The sequence below is a fragment of the Streptomyces sp. NPDC058683 genome, from assembly GCF_042716195.1.
GTDB lineage: Bacteria > Actinomycetota > Actinomycetes > Streptomycetales > Streptomycetaceae > Streptomyces.
The window spans coordinates 113,039-126,587 of sequence record NZ_JBHXSK010000016.1; the positions used below are offsets into that span (position 1 = coordinate 113,039).

A 13,549-nucleotide genomic window follows, 5' to 3' on the forward strand; every position below is an offset into this window, starting at 1 on the left:
TACACCGGAGTCACCGCTCCTGATCAACGGGGGTTAAGCCCACCGCACAGACGGGCACCCGGCGATGTGAGCGGGCGCGTACGGGCCGCTCCGGGATGCGCGCTACCGGCACCTGGTGGAGGATGAGGGCGGCCGTGGGCGGGGGCAGGCGAGGAGGACCGGGTGGACAGGGACACCTCCTCGCGACGACCGGCCTCCTCGGGCGCTCCGCCCGTGGACATCGGCTATATCGACCTGCTGCGCGGCATCGTCGAGGACGCGGCCGTCGGTTTCGCGGTCCTCGACACCGATCTGCGCTATCTGTACGTCAATCCGCACATGGCCCGGATGACCGGCCTGCCCGCCGCCGCGTACCTCGGGCACACCCTGCACGAGGTGCTGCCGCACATCCAGCGGTCGGAGCAGCTGCTGCGGGACATCCTGCACGACGGACGGCCCCGGGAGACCATCGTCACCGGGCGGACCTGGGTGGACTCGCCGTACCAGGTGCGGGAGTGGCGGTGTGTGTACCACCGGCTGGTGGACAGCACCGGCAAGGTGGTGGGCGTCGCCGGGGTGGGCCTGGAGATCAGTGAGCCGCAGCAGTACGTCTACGAGCTGGAGCGCGCCCATCGGCGGCTTGCCCTGCTGGACGCGGCCGCGTCCCGGATCGGCACCGGCACCGATGTCGCCGGGACCTGCCGGGAGCTGGCGGAGTTCGTCGTACCGGAGCTGGCGGACGCGGCCGGAGTGGAGCTCAATCCGCCGGACACGGCGTCGGGGCGGCGGGCGCCCACCCGGCTCGCCGCGTACGCGACCCGGCCGGGTCTGGTCACCGGTCTCGCGGCGCTGGACGCGCGCGGTGAGCTGGTCGGCTGGCCGCGCGGTGCCGGGATCCGGCGGAACCTGGCGGCGGGCCGGGTCCTGCGGCGCAACGCGATCACCTCGGCACAGTGGCGCGCGCTGATTCCGAGTTGGCCACCGGCCCGGGCCTGTCTGACCGCCGGTGTGCACTCCGTGCTGCTCGCGCCGCTGGTCTCGGACGGCCGGTACCTCGGCAGCCTGCAGCTGGCCCGGGCCAGGGACTCCGGGCCGTTCTCGAACGAGGACGCCACGGTGGCCCGCGAACTCGCCGCCCGTGCCGCGCGCGCCCTGGACCGGGCGGTCCGCTTCGAGCGTGAGCACACCATGGCGCTGGAGTTGCAGCGGGCTCTGCTGGCCGAGCCGGGCCAGTTGCAGCAGCACGCCGGTGTGGAGACCACCGGACGCTACCGGCCCGCCGACGACGGCTCGCTGATCGGCGGCGACTGGTACGACGTCCTGGCCCTGCCCGACGGCCGTACGATGCTGGTCATCGGGGATGTGATGGGCCATGGCGTGGACGCTGCGGTGGCCATGAGCCACTACCGTTCGACGCTCCGGGCCCTGGCCCGCGCGGGGCTCTCGCCGCGCCGGATTCTGGAGCACGCGGACCGGATGGTCTCGGACTCCGGTTTCGAGCGGGTGGCCACCTGCTTCCTCGCCCTCGGTGACGCGGACGTCGCCACGCTCACCTATGCCAGCGCCGGACATCTGCCGCCGGTCTGGCTGGCCCCCGAAGGCGGGATGGAGCTGGTGCCGGTGCCGGTCGGCCCGCCGCTGGGCAGCGGGCTCGGCCGGTACGAGCAGCGCGTCACCCCGGAACGCGGCGGTGTGCTGCTGCTGTACACCGACGGACTGGTGGAGCGGCGAGGCGAGGACATCGACCGGGGCCTGGCCCGTCTGACGGGGCTGTCCCTGTCCCCCAGCGACCCGCTGGACAAGATCGTCGACACCGTCCTCGACCAGCTCGCCGTCGGCTCGGAGGACGACATCGCACTGCTCGCGGCCCGTGCCGTACGGCCGTGAGCGGGCGGCTCAGTCGTAGGTGAGCACCATCCGGAAGCGCGCGGCCCCGTCCATCATCTTCTGGTAGGCCGCGCCCGCCTCCTCCAGCGGTACGGTCTCGATCGTCGGGCGGATCCCGTGCAGGGCGCTGAACTCCATGGTGTCCTGCACGTCCTGGGCGGTGCCGGACGGATGGCCGCGGACCTCCCGGGCGCTCATGAGCAGCTGGAGCGGGCTGATCCCGAGGGGCTCGGGGTCGATGCCGATCACCACCAGCTCACCCCGGGGCCCCAGACCGTCCACGGCCGCCGAGATCGCCGGGGAATTGCCCGCGGTGGCGAGCACGACCTTGGCGCCGCCCAGCGACTGCAGGGCCTCCGCGACGGGTGTCGAGGCCGTGGAGTCGATGTAGTGGTGGGCGCCGAGCTGTTTGGCGAAGTCGGCCTTCTCGGCACCGCGGGCGATGGCCACCGTCTCGAAGCCCATGGCCACCGCGTACTTCACGCCGAGGTGGCCGAGCCCGCCGAGGCCGACGACGGCGACCAGGTCACCGGGCTCGGCCGGGCTGCGCCGGAGCCCGTTGAAGGTGGTCACGCCCGCGCAGCCCAGGGGCGCGGCGTCGGCCGCGGTCAGTCCGTCGGGGATGCGGGCCAGCGCGTCGACCGGTGCGATCACCTGCGCGCCGAAGCCGCCGTCGTAGGTCCAGCCGGGCGTCCTGGCGTTCTCGCAGACGATGAAGTCGCCCTGCCGGCAAGGCTTGCAGTGGCCGCAGCTGCCGCCGAACCAGCCGACGCCCACCCGGTCGCCGATCGCCCAGCCCCAGTCCTCGATGCCCTCCCCGATCTCCTCGATCCGTCCCGCGATCTCGTGTCCGGGCACCACGGGGAACGTGATGCCCGGCAGCCCGGCGGTCACGAAGAAGCTGTCGCTGTGGCAGATTCCGCAGGCCTCCACGGCGATCCGCACATGCCGGGGACCCGGCCGGAGCACCTCCCGCTCGACGATCTCGAAGGGCGCGCCCATGGCGGGCACCTGCGCGACTCGGTAGGTACTCATACGTCTCTCCCGGAACGGGTACGACGGGAACAGTCGAAACCCCCTCCCCCAGCACACCAGCTCCGGGCCGTTCGCGCGCGTCGAGCCCCGCTCAGCGCCTGGCCCGGGCGGTGTCCGCGTGCGCGGTCCGCAGAGCGGACAGGAAGGTGTCGGCCGGCTGGGCCCCGGAGAGTCCGTAGGTGCGGTCGAGCACGAAGAACGGCACGCCGGTGGCACCGTATCGGCGTGCCGTGCGGACGTCGGCCGTGACCGCGTCGGCGTACGCGTCGCCGTCGAGCATCCGCCGTACCTCGTCCTCGGGTACGCCGGCCTCGGCACCGAGCCGCACCAGTGTGCCGGGGTCGTCGACGACCTCGCCTTCGCCGAGGTGGGCGCGGAGCAGCCGCTCGTGCATCTCGGCGCCCCGGCCGTGGGCGGCGGCCAGGTGACTCAGCCGGTGGGCGTCGACGGTGTTGACGGAGACGGCGCGTTCGAGGTCGTACCGCAGGCCCTCGGCGGCGGCCAGCTCGGTGACCTGCCGGATCATCGCCCGCACCTGGGCGGGCGGCGCCCCGGTCTTGTGCGCGAGCGCTTCGAGGACGGGTCGGCGATCGCCCTTGGGGTGGGCGGGGTCGAGCTGGAAACTGTGCCAGTGCACCTCGACCTCGTCGGCGTGCTCGAACCGGCCGAGCGCCGACTCCAGGCGCCGCTTGCCGATGTAGCACCAGGGGCAGACGACATCGGACCAGACGTCGATGCGGAGCGTGCTCGCGCTCACCGGGCGCACACCCCGTCCGTGCAGACGGCCACGTCGCCGGCGCCCAGGTCCGTGAGGGCCCGGGTCTCGCCGGCCGCCCGGGCGGCGGCCGCCTTGCCCTTGGCGGCGGCCTCCTCGTGGGCCCTGGCCAGGGAGGCTTCGGCGAGCGGGATCAGCTCGGCCATCGCCGGGGTGGAGTGCGCCAGGGTCAGCTCGGGGACGATGAAGTCGACGTCCATGCCCAGCCCGTCGCCGAGGAGCGACCTCAGGTAGTTCAGTACGTACTCGAAGTCCTCGCGCGGGGTGCCGGGCGCGTAGGAGCCGCCGCGGCAGGCCACCACGTACACCGGTACGTCCTTGACCGTGGACTCCTCGACGGCCAGGTTGCGGCCGGGGACGGTCACCTGGTCGAGCCAGGCCTTCAGGGTGGACGGGATCGAGAAGTTGATCATCGGGGCGCCGATGAGCACCGCGTCGGCGCTCTCCAGCTCCTCGATCAGCGCCCGGCGCGGGGCGAAGGCGGCCGCCTGGTCCGGAGTGTGCAGGGCGGGGTCCGCCAGGGCGGCCGCGGTCGCGGGGGCGCCTAGGTGCGGCACCGGGTCGGCGTCGAGGTCCCGGTAGCGGACGGTGCCGTCCGGGTGCTGGTCCTGCCGGGCCTTGCGGAAGGCGGCCGTGACCGTGCGGGAGACCGAGGCCGATCCGGCGGGCCAGAGGGAGGAGTCGAGGTGCAGCAGTGTCGCCATGGGATGTCTCCGGGGAGCAGGGGGTGAGCGGACTACGAGCGGCCGTCGCGCGGGGTGAGTTCCGCGGGGTGGGCCTGTTCGACGCGGTCGCGGCGGGTGTACATGTCCCAGTAGTGCTCGGCGAGTTCGTCCGGGTGGACGGCGGTGACCTCCAGGCCGCCGAACTCCGCCTCGACCGCCGCCGCCGAATCGGCGGCGGTCTCGGCCTGCTCGCTGCCGGTGATCATGGCGGCGACGGTGAGGGTGCCGGCGTAGACGCCGGTGCCGGCGAGTTCGCCGTGGAGGGAGTAGAGGTAGTTGCGGGCCGCGGCCATCACCGGGCCGAAGCCGCTGAGGCGGGGCATCGGCTGCACCGCCGAGTAGCCGGTGGTCATCAGGAGGGCGCCGTCGCCGCGTTCGGTCATCTCCGGCAGCACCGCGCGGAACACCTCGACCGGGGTGAGCAGGAGCAGCCGGGAGAGCCCTTCCAGAGTGGCGGCGTCCAGCCGGGCGGCGGGCGTGAAGGTCTGGTCGCCGCCGATCGGGCCGTACTCGACGACGTCGATCCGGCCGAAGCGGTCCCGGACGGCGGCCACCAGGGCGGGCACCTGGGCGGGGTCGGACAGGTCGGCGGGGAAGGCGGCGGCCTCGACGCCCTCCTCGGCGAGCCCGGCGACCAGGGCGTCCAGCCGGTCCTTGCGGCGGGCGACCAGAGCGACCCGGAAACCCTCCTTGCCGAAGCGGCGGGCGACGGACACGCCCAGACCGGTACCGGCGCCCAGGACGGCGATCACTTTGGACATGGATCTCTCCTCGGAGCAGAGGTATCTTGACCAAGGGGTCAAGTTCTCCGCCGACCGTAACACGTAACTTGACCGCATGGTCAAGTTGCGCCGGTCGAAGGATGGGACCATGGACGCCCGAACACACGAGGAGGACCACCGGATGCGGGCCGACGCGCAACGCAACGCGGAGAAGCTGCGGACGGCAGCGGCCGAGCTCTTCCAGGAACGCGGCCTGCAGGCCCCCCTGAAGGAGATCGCCCGCCGGGCCGGCGTGAGCCACGGCACGCTCTACAACCTCTTCGGCACCCGCGAGGCGCTCATCGACGAGGTGATCACCGAACTGGTCGCCGGCCGGCTGACCGAGACGGCCCGGCAGGCGCTGGCCCACGACGACGCGTGGGAGGGTTTCGCGTACTACGTCGAGACGATCTGCGAACTGCAGATCACCGACCCCGCGATCGGCGACGTGGTCACCGGCCGCTATCCGGACGCCGCCCGTCTGATGGCCGTGTGCGAGCGCACCTACGCCGCCGCCGCGCAGATCATCGACCGCGCCCAGCAGGCCGGTACGCTGCGGGCGGACTTCGCCCACGAGGACCTGCTGTTCGTCTTCGGCACCAACGCCCTGCTGGCCCGCGCCGTCAAGGACACCGCCCCCGACGCCTGGCGCCGGGGCGTCGCCTTCACGCTCGACGGCCTGCGCACGGAGGCCGCCCACCCGCTGCCGGCGCCGCCGCTGTCCCTGGAGCAGGCGTACCGGTTGATGGAGAACCTCACCGGTACGCCCTGACCGCTCACAGTGGAGTGACGCGGCCCCTCCTCACGAAGTGATGCCGTTGTACTGGTCCCAGGTGTAGGCGAGGTCGGGCGAGGACGGCTTGCCGGACCAGTCGAAGTAGTCCCAGACGAGTTCGGCGGGGTTGGTGGCGAGGTAGCCCCGGCCGGGCAGGTCGTTGGCGTCGTCCCAGGCCCAGGGCGGGTTGGCCGCGTCGGTGGCGCAGGCGCCGTTGGCCGGGCCGAGGACCCCGCCGGCGCCGCACCTGGCGCCGTAGGGGTTGGAGCTGTCGTCGCCTGCGAAGTTGTTGGTGGTCGCGAACAGCGTGGTCAGGGTGCGGTTCGCCCACATGCCGTTCGGGGCGAAGACGTCGGTCAGCGTGTACTGCACGTCACGGTCGTTGGAGCCGGACGGCACCTCGGCGGCGGTGCCGGGGTAGTAGACGATGCCGTCGCCGCTCGCGTACTGGTCGCGCTCCTTGGACAGGTAGCCCTCGGCCCACGTGGCATGGGTGTTGGGCTGCTGGGTCGTGAACGGACGTCCGTGGCCGTCGTCGTGCGGGTCGCCCTGGAGCTTCAGGGTGCCGTCGACGCTCTCCTGCCCGCCGGTGAAGTCGCTGCCCGCGGGCACCCAGGAGTAGAAGTTGCTGTGCGCGACGGTGATGGCGGCCTTCAACTGACCGTGCGCGGAACCGTCGTTGGCCACGACGACGAGGACGCCCTCGGCGTCGTTCTCGTGCTCGGTGAGGTCCTCCTGGGAGTTGTCGAGGACGCCGTCCGACCAGTCGCGTGGGTGGAAGTACGTGTACAGCAGGTACGAGAAGGACGGGGTCTGGACGACCGAGTAGTAGACATGCGCCGCGAGCGCGAACCGGCTGGTGTTCTCCCAGTTGTTACGGCCGTTGAGGTCGCCGTCGTAGTCGTACGACGTGATGTGGTCGGACTTGCCGCCGAGCGCGGTCTCGCCGGTGGAGTCGACGTCCTGGAAGTTGACGGGGGCCCACCACTGGGCGAGGGCGGCGCGGTCGGCGGCGGAGTCGGCGCGGGCCGGGGTGGGCCGGGTGAGGGTGACACAGCAGAGGGCGGCGAGGGCGGCCGTCAGGGCAAGGGATCTGCGTCGGGTCAGAGGCACACGAGAACGGCGGGGGCGGCTGGTGGCCACGTTTCCTCCGGGGGGGGGTGGCGAAAGGAACCGGCACGTCGGTGAAGTCGACGTGCCGGTAAGGGAGTTGACGCTGTGTTCAAGGTGGTGTGTGAGGTGCCGCGCGTACGATACAGCGGGGTACCGGCGCGCCGGCAGGGTCAGCAGGTGATCGTGGACCGGCGCAGGGCGTGGCCGCTGTCGTTGCTGTCGTCGGACCAGTACACGGGCTTGGTGCCGCTGCTGCACGCGTCCGAGCCGGAGACGGCGAAGCCCTCGTTGTTGAGGTTGTCCATGCCGGACGGGCGGTTGTAGATCGCCGTGGTGGCGAGGACGCCGGACGCGTTGATCTTCATGGTCCGGTGCTGGCCGTCACAGGTGTCGTCGCAGACCACCCAGAGCCGGGAGGCCTGCGGCTCCCACTGGAGCTCCATCACGCCGGCCATGCCGCTGCTGACGGAGGCGACACGGGTGAAGGTGCCGCCGTCCTTGAGGACGTAGCCGTAGATCATGCCGGTGCCCTCGACGCCGACGAAGAACACCCCGCCGGTGTGGGAGCCGTAGTTCGCCGGGTTGTAGGCCGCGCCGGTCGTGGCGTCCTTGAACCCGGCGGCGGTCAGGGTGGCGTCCGGAACCCAGGTGATGCCCTCAAGACCGAGGTTGGAGCCCACGGACGGCAGGTCCGAGGTCAGGTTCCACTCGGTGGCGGCGGTGATCGAGGTGGCGGTGCCGCTCACGTCGTACTTCAGGACGGACAGGCGGCTGGTGCCGGACGAGTCCGCGTTGCGCTCACTCGCCACGTAGACGCCGCCGGCGGCTCCGGAGCCGGTCAGCGTGACGCCCTCGTCGTCGGGCGTGCCGGAGCCACCGGGGAACTTGAGGGTCTTCCCGGAGGTCCAGCCGTTACTGGTGTCGGCCTTCCAGGCGGTGGAGCCGTTCGGGACCAGCCGCCAGAGCTTGCCGCTGTTCTGAGCCGCCCACATCACGCTCCCCTCCTGGTAGAGGCCGCTCAGGTCGGAGCCGAAGGCGTTCTTGGTGTCGGCGGTCGTGACCGAGCTGCCGCCCGGCCAGGCCGTCGCCGAAACGCCGCCGGAGCCACAGTCGTTGGCGGCGCCGAGCGTCACGTCGGCCGAGCCGAAGGCACCGGTGCCGTCGGGGCAGCGCGACCACGACGGGTCGGAGTGCTCGCTCCAGCTGAAGCTGTCCACGAGGGTGGTGCCGTCGGCGAGGTAGAGGCGCGCCTCGTCGTCGGAGCCCAGACCGAAGGCGTTGTGCACGTCGAAGGCCACGAAGCCGCCGGGGGCGAGCGTGGTCCCGGCGGCTATCGCGTACTTGGAGCTGTTGTTGTCGTCCTTGAGGATCCAGCCGGAGAGATCCACCGTGGCGGTGCCCTTGTTGTACAGCTCCACCGAGTCGTTGACGTCGCCGGTGGTCACCACCTCGTTGATGCGGATGTCGTCGGCCGGCGCCGCGTGGGCGGGGGACGCGGTCAGGGCGCCGACGGCGAGCGTCGGGCCGGCGACGGCGACGAGCAGAACACGGAGGCTACGACGCCACCGGCGAACGCGTGATTCGGTCACGAAATCCGTCCTGGGGTTCCGTTGTGACAGGCCGCCAGGACCTTTCCGACCCGGCCCGAACGGCCGCCCTCGTCCGGGTGAGGCCGTTATGAACGGTGGGCGAACCACCAAGATCGCCCCGGGCGTCCGGGAGCCATGCGGCAAGCAGGACTTTTGCCGACCAATCATTCCCTTTAGTATAAGACGCAGGACACGAATTTTCCCGAGGGCCGCGCAAGGAGGAACAGCAACCATGCCGCCGGCGTCCGAATCGGTCCAGGGCAAGGACGACACGGTCCCGACCGTCGCCGACGCCCCGATGAGCGAGGCCCTCTTCCGTGCCGCCCGGGTGCACCGGATCACGGCGGCCAACCTGCTGCGCGAGACCGGCCTGTACCCCGGGCAGGAGCTCCTGATGATGCGGCTCTGGGGACAGGGCGAGCAGCGTCAGGCCGACCTCGTCAAGACGCTGGGGCTCGATCCGTCCACCGTCACCAAGATGCTGCAACGCCTCGAACAGTCCGGATTCGTCAGCCGCAGCCCCTCCCCCGACGACCGGCGGGCCGTCCTCGTGAACACCACCCGCGCCGGCCGGGCACTGCGCGACCGGGTCCTGCGGGCCTGGCGCGACCTGGAGGCGGTCACCGCCGCGGGATTCACGGACGAGGAGTACCGGCAGGCGATGCGGGTCCTGACACGTATCGAGGAGAACCTCACCGGCACGCCTGCCGACACCGGCGACTCCTCGGCCGCCTGCTGACGGCCGGCACCGGAGGCCTCACTCACCCTGGTGACGGGCGCCACGTCGATGGTCAAGACTGCGTCATCTCGGGTCGGCGGCTGAGCGGGCGGGAGTCCGTCGACGTACTGAGGGAGCAAGTAGAAGCGACTCCTGACGAAGGGTAACTCGTTGTTCCTGCGCCGCATCGTCCTGAGCCTGGCCGTAGGGCTCGCCTCCCCCCTCCTGCTGGGGGCATGCAGCTCCTCGAACGGCACCGGCTCCGACAGCGCCGCCCCGGTGGCCCCGGCCGCGTCGGATCCCGGGACCTCCGCACCGCCGGCCACCTCGGCGGCGGGCGACAGCGGCAGCGCCGGGGCCGGGCACACGACCACCGGTGTGACGGCCGAAGCCCTGGACGGCATCGGCAGCGTGGTCACCGACGACCAGGGACTGACCCTCTACCGCTACGACAAGGACCAGTCGGATCCCTCCAAATGGACCTGCTCCGGTGCGTGCACAAAGACATGGGTGCCGGTCATCGTCGGGGACTCCGTACAGACGACGGGGGTCGAGAAGAGCCTCCTCGGCACGGTTCACCGCAACGGCCTGAAGCAACTCACCCTCGCCGGCTGGCCGCTCTACCGGTACAGCGGCGACACAGCGGCCGAACAGGCGAACGGCCAGGGCAAGAACGAGGAGTGGTACGCCGTCGCCCCGTCCGGACAGAAAGCCGCCGAGACCGGCTGACGCCCGCGTCGGCCGCGCCGGCCTCAGACAGGCGAGACGGGAAGACGCACCTCTACGCTGAACCTCTGAGCCGGATGCCACGTACCAAGTCTCTGTGGCGGCGCTGTGCCGCCCGGCGCACCGCCAGCCGATCGACTCGGCGGCAAACGCGCTGCCAGGAGAAGGGGGCGAACAATTTCCGCCGACTTGGGCCGTCCGGCCAGCAGCACTCTCGACCTGGCCGCCCCGGCCCCGGCCCCGGCAGCACAGGCAGAGACGGGGAGCAGCGCACCCGCCCAGTCGCCAGTGGGGGGCCTGGACGGCCTCCGGGGCCTGGCGGCTTTGTACGTGGTGCTGTTCCACTGCTGGCTGTACACCTTCCCCGGCTATCCCGACAGTTCGGCGCCCTCGTGGCTGAAGGGGCTGATGTTCGGGCGCCTCGCCGTCGTCTTCTTCCTGGTGCTGTCCGGCTTCTCCCTGGCCATCTCCCCGGCCCGCCACGGCTGGCGGTCGGTCGGCGTCGCGCAGTTCCTGCGCCGGCGCGCCTGGCGGATCCTGCCCCCGTACTGGGCGGCGCTGGTCATGAGCGTGATCGTCTCCCTGTTCGTGGTCCCGGCCTCGCACTTCGGGCCGCCTACCGGCAAGTCCGTCCTGGTGTTCGGCCTCGTCGCCCAGGACGTGATCACGGCGCCCACGCCGAACGGCGCGTTCTGGTCGATCGGCGTGGAGGCCGAGCTCTATCTCCTCTTTCCCCTTCTCCTCCTTGTCCGGCGGTGGTCGAACGCGGCGGTCCTGGCCGCGTGCGTGACACTTCCGGTGATCGCCCTCGGCCTGGCAGCACCCGGCGCGAATCCGGTGGAGGGCGACAACTGGCTTGCTCCGCACCTCGCGCCCGTGTTCGTCGCGGGTGTGATCGGTGCGGGAGTCGTCGCCGCGCGGGACCGGATTCGACGCCTGCCATGGGGATGGTTCGCCGCCCTGGCCGCGCTGCCCGTCCTGGCCGTCGGCGTCGTCAAGGGTTCCGTGTGGACGGTGAACCACTACTTCTGGATCGACCTCGCCATCGCTCCCGCCATGACGATGCTGCTTGCCGCCGTGGCCACCGGCAGGCCCGCCCTGCTTCTACGGCTCCTGACCACGCGCCCGGTCCGAAAACTCGGTGACTTCTCCTACAGCCTCTATCTGATTCATCTGCCGATCGTCATGGTCGTCATTCGTCGGGTAGCCCCGCATTTCGTTTCTCCCGGCCTGCCGACGTTCTGGTTCACGCTCGCCCTGGCCCTGCCGGTCTCGGTGCTCGGGGCATGGCTGTTCTCTCGGATATTCGAGATGCCCTTCAAACGGGCCAGGTCCTGGAAAACGCTGATCGCACTGAGTCGTGCCCAAGTTGTTCGGTTTAGCCGCCTTCGCTAGCTTCGGCCCATGCTGCATACGAGATTCACCGAAATGTTCGGCATCACCTATCCGGTGATGGCGGCGCCCATGAGCCTGCACAGCGGCGGCACACTCGCCGCCGCTGTTTCCGCCGCCGGCGGGCTCGGTTCCTTCGGGGGGACGCACCCCTGGAAAGGGCCGGATTGGATCCGCTCGGAGATCGCAGCGATCCGGGCCACGACGGACCGGCCGTTCGGAGTCGGTTTCATCACGCCGCTCCTCCCCTTCACCGAGCCGCAGTTCGACGCCGCGCTGGAGGAGCGGCCACAGATCATCGCGCTGTCGTTCGCCGACCCCCGGCCGTGGCTCGCTCGTGCCAAGGACGCGGGAGCCCGGGTGATGTGCCAGGTCCAGAGCCACGACGACGCGGCGACGGCCGTGGCCGCGGGTGCCGACGTCCTCGTGGCGCAGGGCACCGAGGCCGGTGGCCACACCGGGACGATGGGACTGCTGCCGCTCCTGGCCGGGATCGTGCGGCGTTATCCCGATGTTCCGGTACTGGCCGCGGGGGGCATCGCCGACGGCCGGACGCTGGCGGCGGTCCTCACCGCTGGTGCGGACGGCGCCTGGCTGGGCACGGCGTTCCTCGCCACGCCCGAAGCGGTCGAGGTACACGATCTCCACAAGCGCCTGATCGTCGGGAGCGACGGCGGCGACACCGTGTGGACGCAGGCCTACGACATCGTGTCGGGGCTGCCCTGGCCCACGACCATCGGCGCCCGCGTCCGCCGTAACCGGTTCACCGACGAGTGGTCGGGGCGTGAGGCGACGCTGCGGGACCGCAAGGAGGAGTTCGCGCCCGCGGCGGACGGCAACCCCTTCGAGACCGCGCCCGACCCGGACACGAGCGAGATCCTCTACGGGCAGTCGGCGTTCTTCGTCGACGCCGTCCGCCCCGCCGCGGACGTGGTCCGCACCGTCAGCGACGAGGCCGAGGCGATCCTGTCCGCACGGCCTCGATCCCTGCTGCGCTGACCGAGGAGACCACGGCGCCGGCATCGGTCGGGTTCCGGCATCCCGCTCGTCCACCACGTCGGGCCCTGGCTGTCCGTGTACGAACGCTTCCGCCCCGCCGCGGCTGCTCTGCCTGCCGGCTCGCCGGGGCCTTCCGCCCAGGCCAAAAGTGGCGGGGTGTGAGGCGCGGGCGTGGAATGGAGGAGCGGGGGTGGGTGAAGACGTGGAGGCGTCGTGGGTGTGACACCGCTGACCGAGATCCTCGCCAGGCCTTTCGCGGAGCGCTACGCCGTACCGGCCATCAACGTGTTCAACGACCTCACGCTGGAGGCCGTGCTGGCCGCCGCGGTGGACAACGCGTCTCCGCTCATCGTGCAGACCTCGGTGAAGACGGTCAGGTCCATCGGCAGCGACGTGCTCTTTGCCATGTGGACCGCGATGACCGCGGGCATCGAGGTGCCCGTCACCCTGCACCTGGATCACTGTCCGGAGCGCGAGGTCATCACCGAGTGCCTGCGGCAGGGGTGGAACTCGGTGCTCTTCGACGCGTCCAAGCTGCCGGTCGAGGAGAACATGCGGCAGACCGTCGAGGTCGTCGCGGAGGCTCGTGCGTTCGGCGCCGCGGTCGAGGGCGAGATCGAGTCGATCACCGGTGTGGAGGACGGGGTCGGCAGCGACACCGCCGCCGAGCAGCAGGATCTGGCGGTCGCGCTGGAGTTCCTGAGGACCACGCAGGTCGATGTCTTCGCACCGGCGATCGGCAACGCGCACGGATCGTACAAGCAGGCGCCGGTGCTCGACGCGCAGCGCGTGTCCGACATCGTGGCGGCCCATCCCGTGCCCATCGCGCTGCACGGCGGCAGCGGGCTCTCCGACGAGCAGTTCCGCGACCTTATCTCCCGGGGGTGCGCGAAGGTCAACATCTCCACGGCCCTCAAGGAGACGTACATGAAGTCGAACCTGGCCTTCCTGCGGACGGCGGAGGAGCGGCAGAAGTGGGACCCGCCGTCGCTCTTCCGGGACGTCCGCCAGGACGTCGTCGACATGGCCGGTTCGCTGATGAGGCTCTTCGGCAGCGCCGGGCGGGCGAGGTAGC

Annotated in this window: 13 protein-coding genes; 7 read left to right on the plus strand and 6 right to left on the minus strand. The window is 71.2% G+C overall.

Annotated elements, in window-relative coordinates; translation table 11 throughout:
• Positions 1-162: 162 nt before the first annotated feature.
• Positions 163-1,866, plus strand: coding sequence for a SpoIIE family protein phosphatase (locus tag ACFWXC_RS19410; protein ID WP_384480209.1), 1,704 nt, complete (start codon positions 163-165; stop codon positions 1,864-1,866).
• A 9-nt stretch (positions 1,867-1,875) separates the two neighbouring features.
• On the opposite strand, the gene ACFWXC_RS19415 is transcribed toward ACFWXC_RS19410, so the two are convergent.
• From ACFWXC_RS19415 to ACFWXC_RS19430, 4 genes are all read right to left on the minus strand, one after another.
• The gene (locus ACFWXC_RS19415) at positions 1,876-2,901 is read right to left on the minus strand and encodes an alcohol dehydrogenase (protein ID WP_384480211.1); all 1,026 of its coding nucleotides are present in this window, start codon (positions 2,899-2,901) and stop codon (positions 1,876-1,878) included.
• A gap of 91 nt (positions 2,902-2,992) precedes the next feature.
• Positions 2,993-3,658, minus strand: a complete 666-nt coding sequence (locus ACFWXC_RS19420) for a DsbA family oxidoreductase (protein ID WP_384480213.1) — start codon at positions 3,656-3,658, stop codon at positions 2,993-2,995.
• Positions 3,655-4,380 carry an FMN-dependent NADH-azoreductase gene (locus ACFWXC_RS19425; RefSeq protein ID WP_384480215.1) on the minus strand — a complete coding sequence of 242 codons (726 nt, stop codon included), beginning with the start codon at positions 4,378-4,380 and terminating at the stop codon, positions 3,655-3,657. The genes ACFWXC_RS19420 and ACFWXC_RS19425 overlap by 4 nt, the downstream gene beginning before the upstream one ends.
• 32 nt (positions 4,381-4,412) lie before the next feature.
• Positions 4,413-5,162, minus strand: a complete 750-nt coding sequence (locus ACFWXC_RS19430) for an SDR family NAD(P)-dependent oxidoreductase (RefSeq protein ID WP_384480216.1) — start codon at positions 5,160-5,162, stop codon at positions 4,413-4,415.
• Between the two features lie 109 nt (positions 5,163-5,271).
• On the opposite strand from ACFWXC_RS19430, the gene ACFWXC_RS19435 reads away from it, so the two are divergent.
• Complete coding sequence (locus ACFWXC_RS19435; RefSeq protein ID WP_384480218.1) at positions 5,272-5,934, plus strand: TetR/AcrR family transcriptional regulator; 663 nt, start codon at positions 5,272-5,274, stop codon at positions 5,932-5,934.
• Between the two features lie 30 nt (positions 5,935-5,964).
• Here ACFWXC_RS19435 and ACFWXC_RS19440 read toward each other — a convergent pair whose 3' ends face one another.
• On the minus strand, positions 5,965-7,050 hold the full coding sequence (locus ACFWXC_RS19440; protein WP_384480220.1) for a hypothetical protein: 1,086 nt from the start codon (positions 7,048-7,050) through the stop codon (positions 5,965-5,967).
• Positions 7,051-7,220: 170 nt separating this feature from the next.
• Positions 7,221-8,639: a lamin tail domain-containing protein gene (locus ACFWXC_RS19445; RefSeq protein WP_384480222.1), complete on the minus strand. Its 1,419-nt coding sequence runs from the start codon at positions 8,637-8,639 to the stop codon at positions 7,221-7,223.
• A gap of 232 nt (positions 8,640-8,871) precedes the next feature.
• On the opposite strand from ACFWXC_RS19445, the gene ACFWXC_RS19450 reads away from it, so the two are divergent.
• From ACFWXC_RS19450 to ACFWXC_RS19470, 5 genes are all read left to right on the plus strand, one after another.
• Entirely contained in the window at positions 8,872-9,378 is a 507-nt protein-coding gene (locus ACFWXC_RS19450) for a MarR family winged helix-turn-helix transcriptional regulator (RefSeq protein WP_384480224.1), read from the plus strand.
• A gap of 150 nt (positions 9,379-9,528) precedes the next feature.
• Positions 9,529-10,086, plus strand: coding sequence for a hypothetical protein (locus tag ACFWXC_RS19455; protein ID WP_384480226.1), 558 nt, complete (start codon positions 9,529-9,531; stop codon positions 10,084-10,086).
• A 105-nt stretch (positions 10,087-10,191) separates the two neighbouring features.
• Positions 10,192-11,478, plus strand: coding sequence for an acyltransferase family protein (locus ACFWXC_RS19460; protein ID WP_384480228.1), 1,287 nt, complete (start codon positions 10,192-10,194; stop codon positions 11,476-11,478).
• 9 nt (positions 11,479-11,487) lie between these two features.
• On the plus strand, positions 11,488-12,474 hold the full coding sequence (locus ACFWXC_RS19465) for an NAD(P)H-dependent flavin oxidoreductase (RefSeq protein ID WP_384480230.1): 987 nt from the start codon (positions 11,488-11,490) through the stop codon (positions 12,472-12,474).
• Positions 12,475-12,687: 213 nt separating this feature from the next.
• Positions 12,688-13,548: a ketose-bisphosphate aldolase gene (locus ACFWXC_RS19470; RefSeq protein WP_384480232.1), complete on the plus strand. Its 861-nt coding sequence runs from the start codon at positions 12,688-12,690 to the stop codon at positions 13,546-13,548.
• Position 13,549 lies beyond the last annotated feature (1 nt).

Excerpts from the sequence above, each read along its gene's own strand:
- ACFWXC_RS19415 (WP_384480211.1), bottom strand. The coding sequence starts at position 2,901 with ATGAGTACCTACCGAGTCGCGCAGGTGCCCGCCATGGGCGCGCCCTTC.
- ACFWXC_RS19425 (WP_384480215.1), bottom strand. The coding sequence starts at position 4,380 with ATGGCGACACTGCTGCACCTCGACTCCTCCCTCTGGCCCGCCGGATCG.
- ACFWXC_RS19430 (WP_384480216.1), bottom strand. The coding sequence starts at position 5,162 with ATGTCCAAAGTGATCGCCGTCCTGGGCGCCGGTACCGGTCTGGGCGTG.
- ACFWXC_RS19435 (WP_384480218.1), top strand. The coding sequence starts at position 5,272 with ATGGACGCCCGAACACACGAGGAGGACCACCGGATGCGGGCCGACGCG.
- ACFWXC_RS19450 (WP_384480224.1), top strand. The coding sequence starts at position 8,872 with ATGCCGCCGGCGTCCGAATCGGTCCAGGGCAAGGACGACACGGTCCCG.
- ACFWXC_RS19465 (WP_384480230.1), top strand. The coding sequence starts at position 11,488 with ATGCTGCATACGAGATTCACCGAAATGTTCGGCATCACCTATCCGGTG.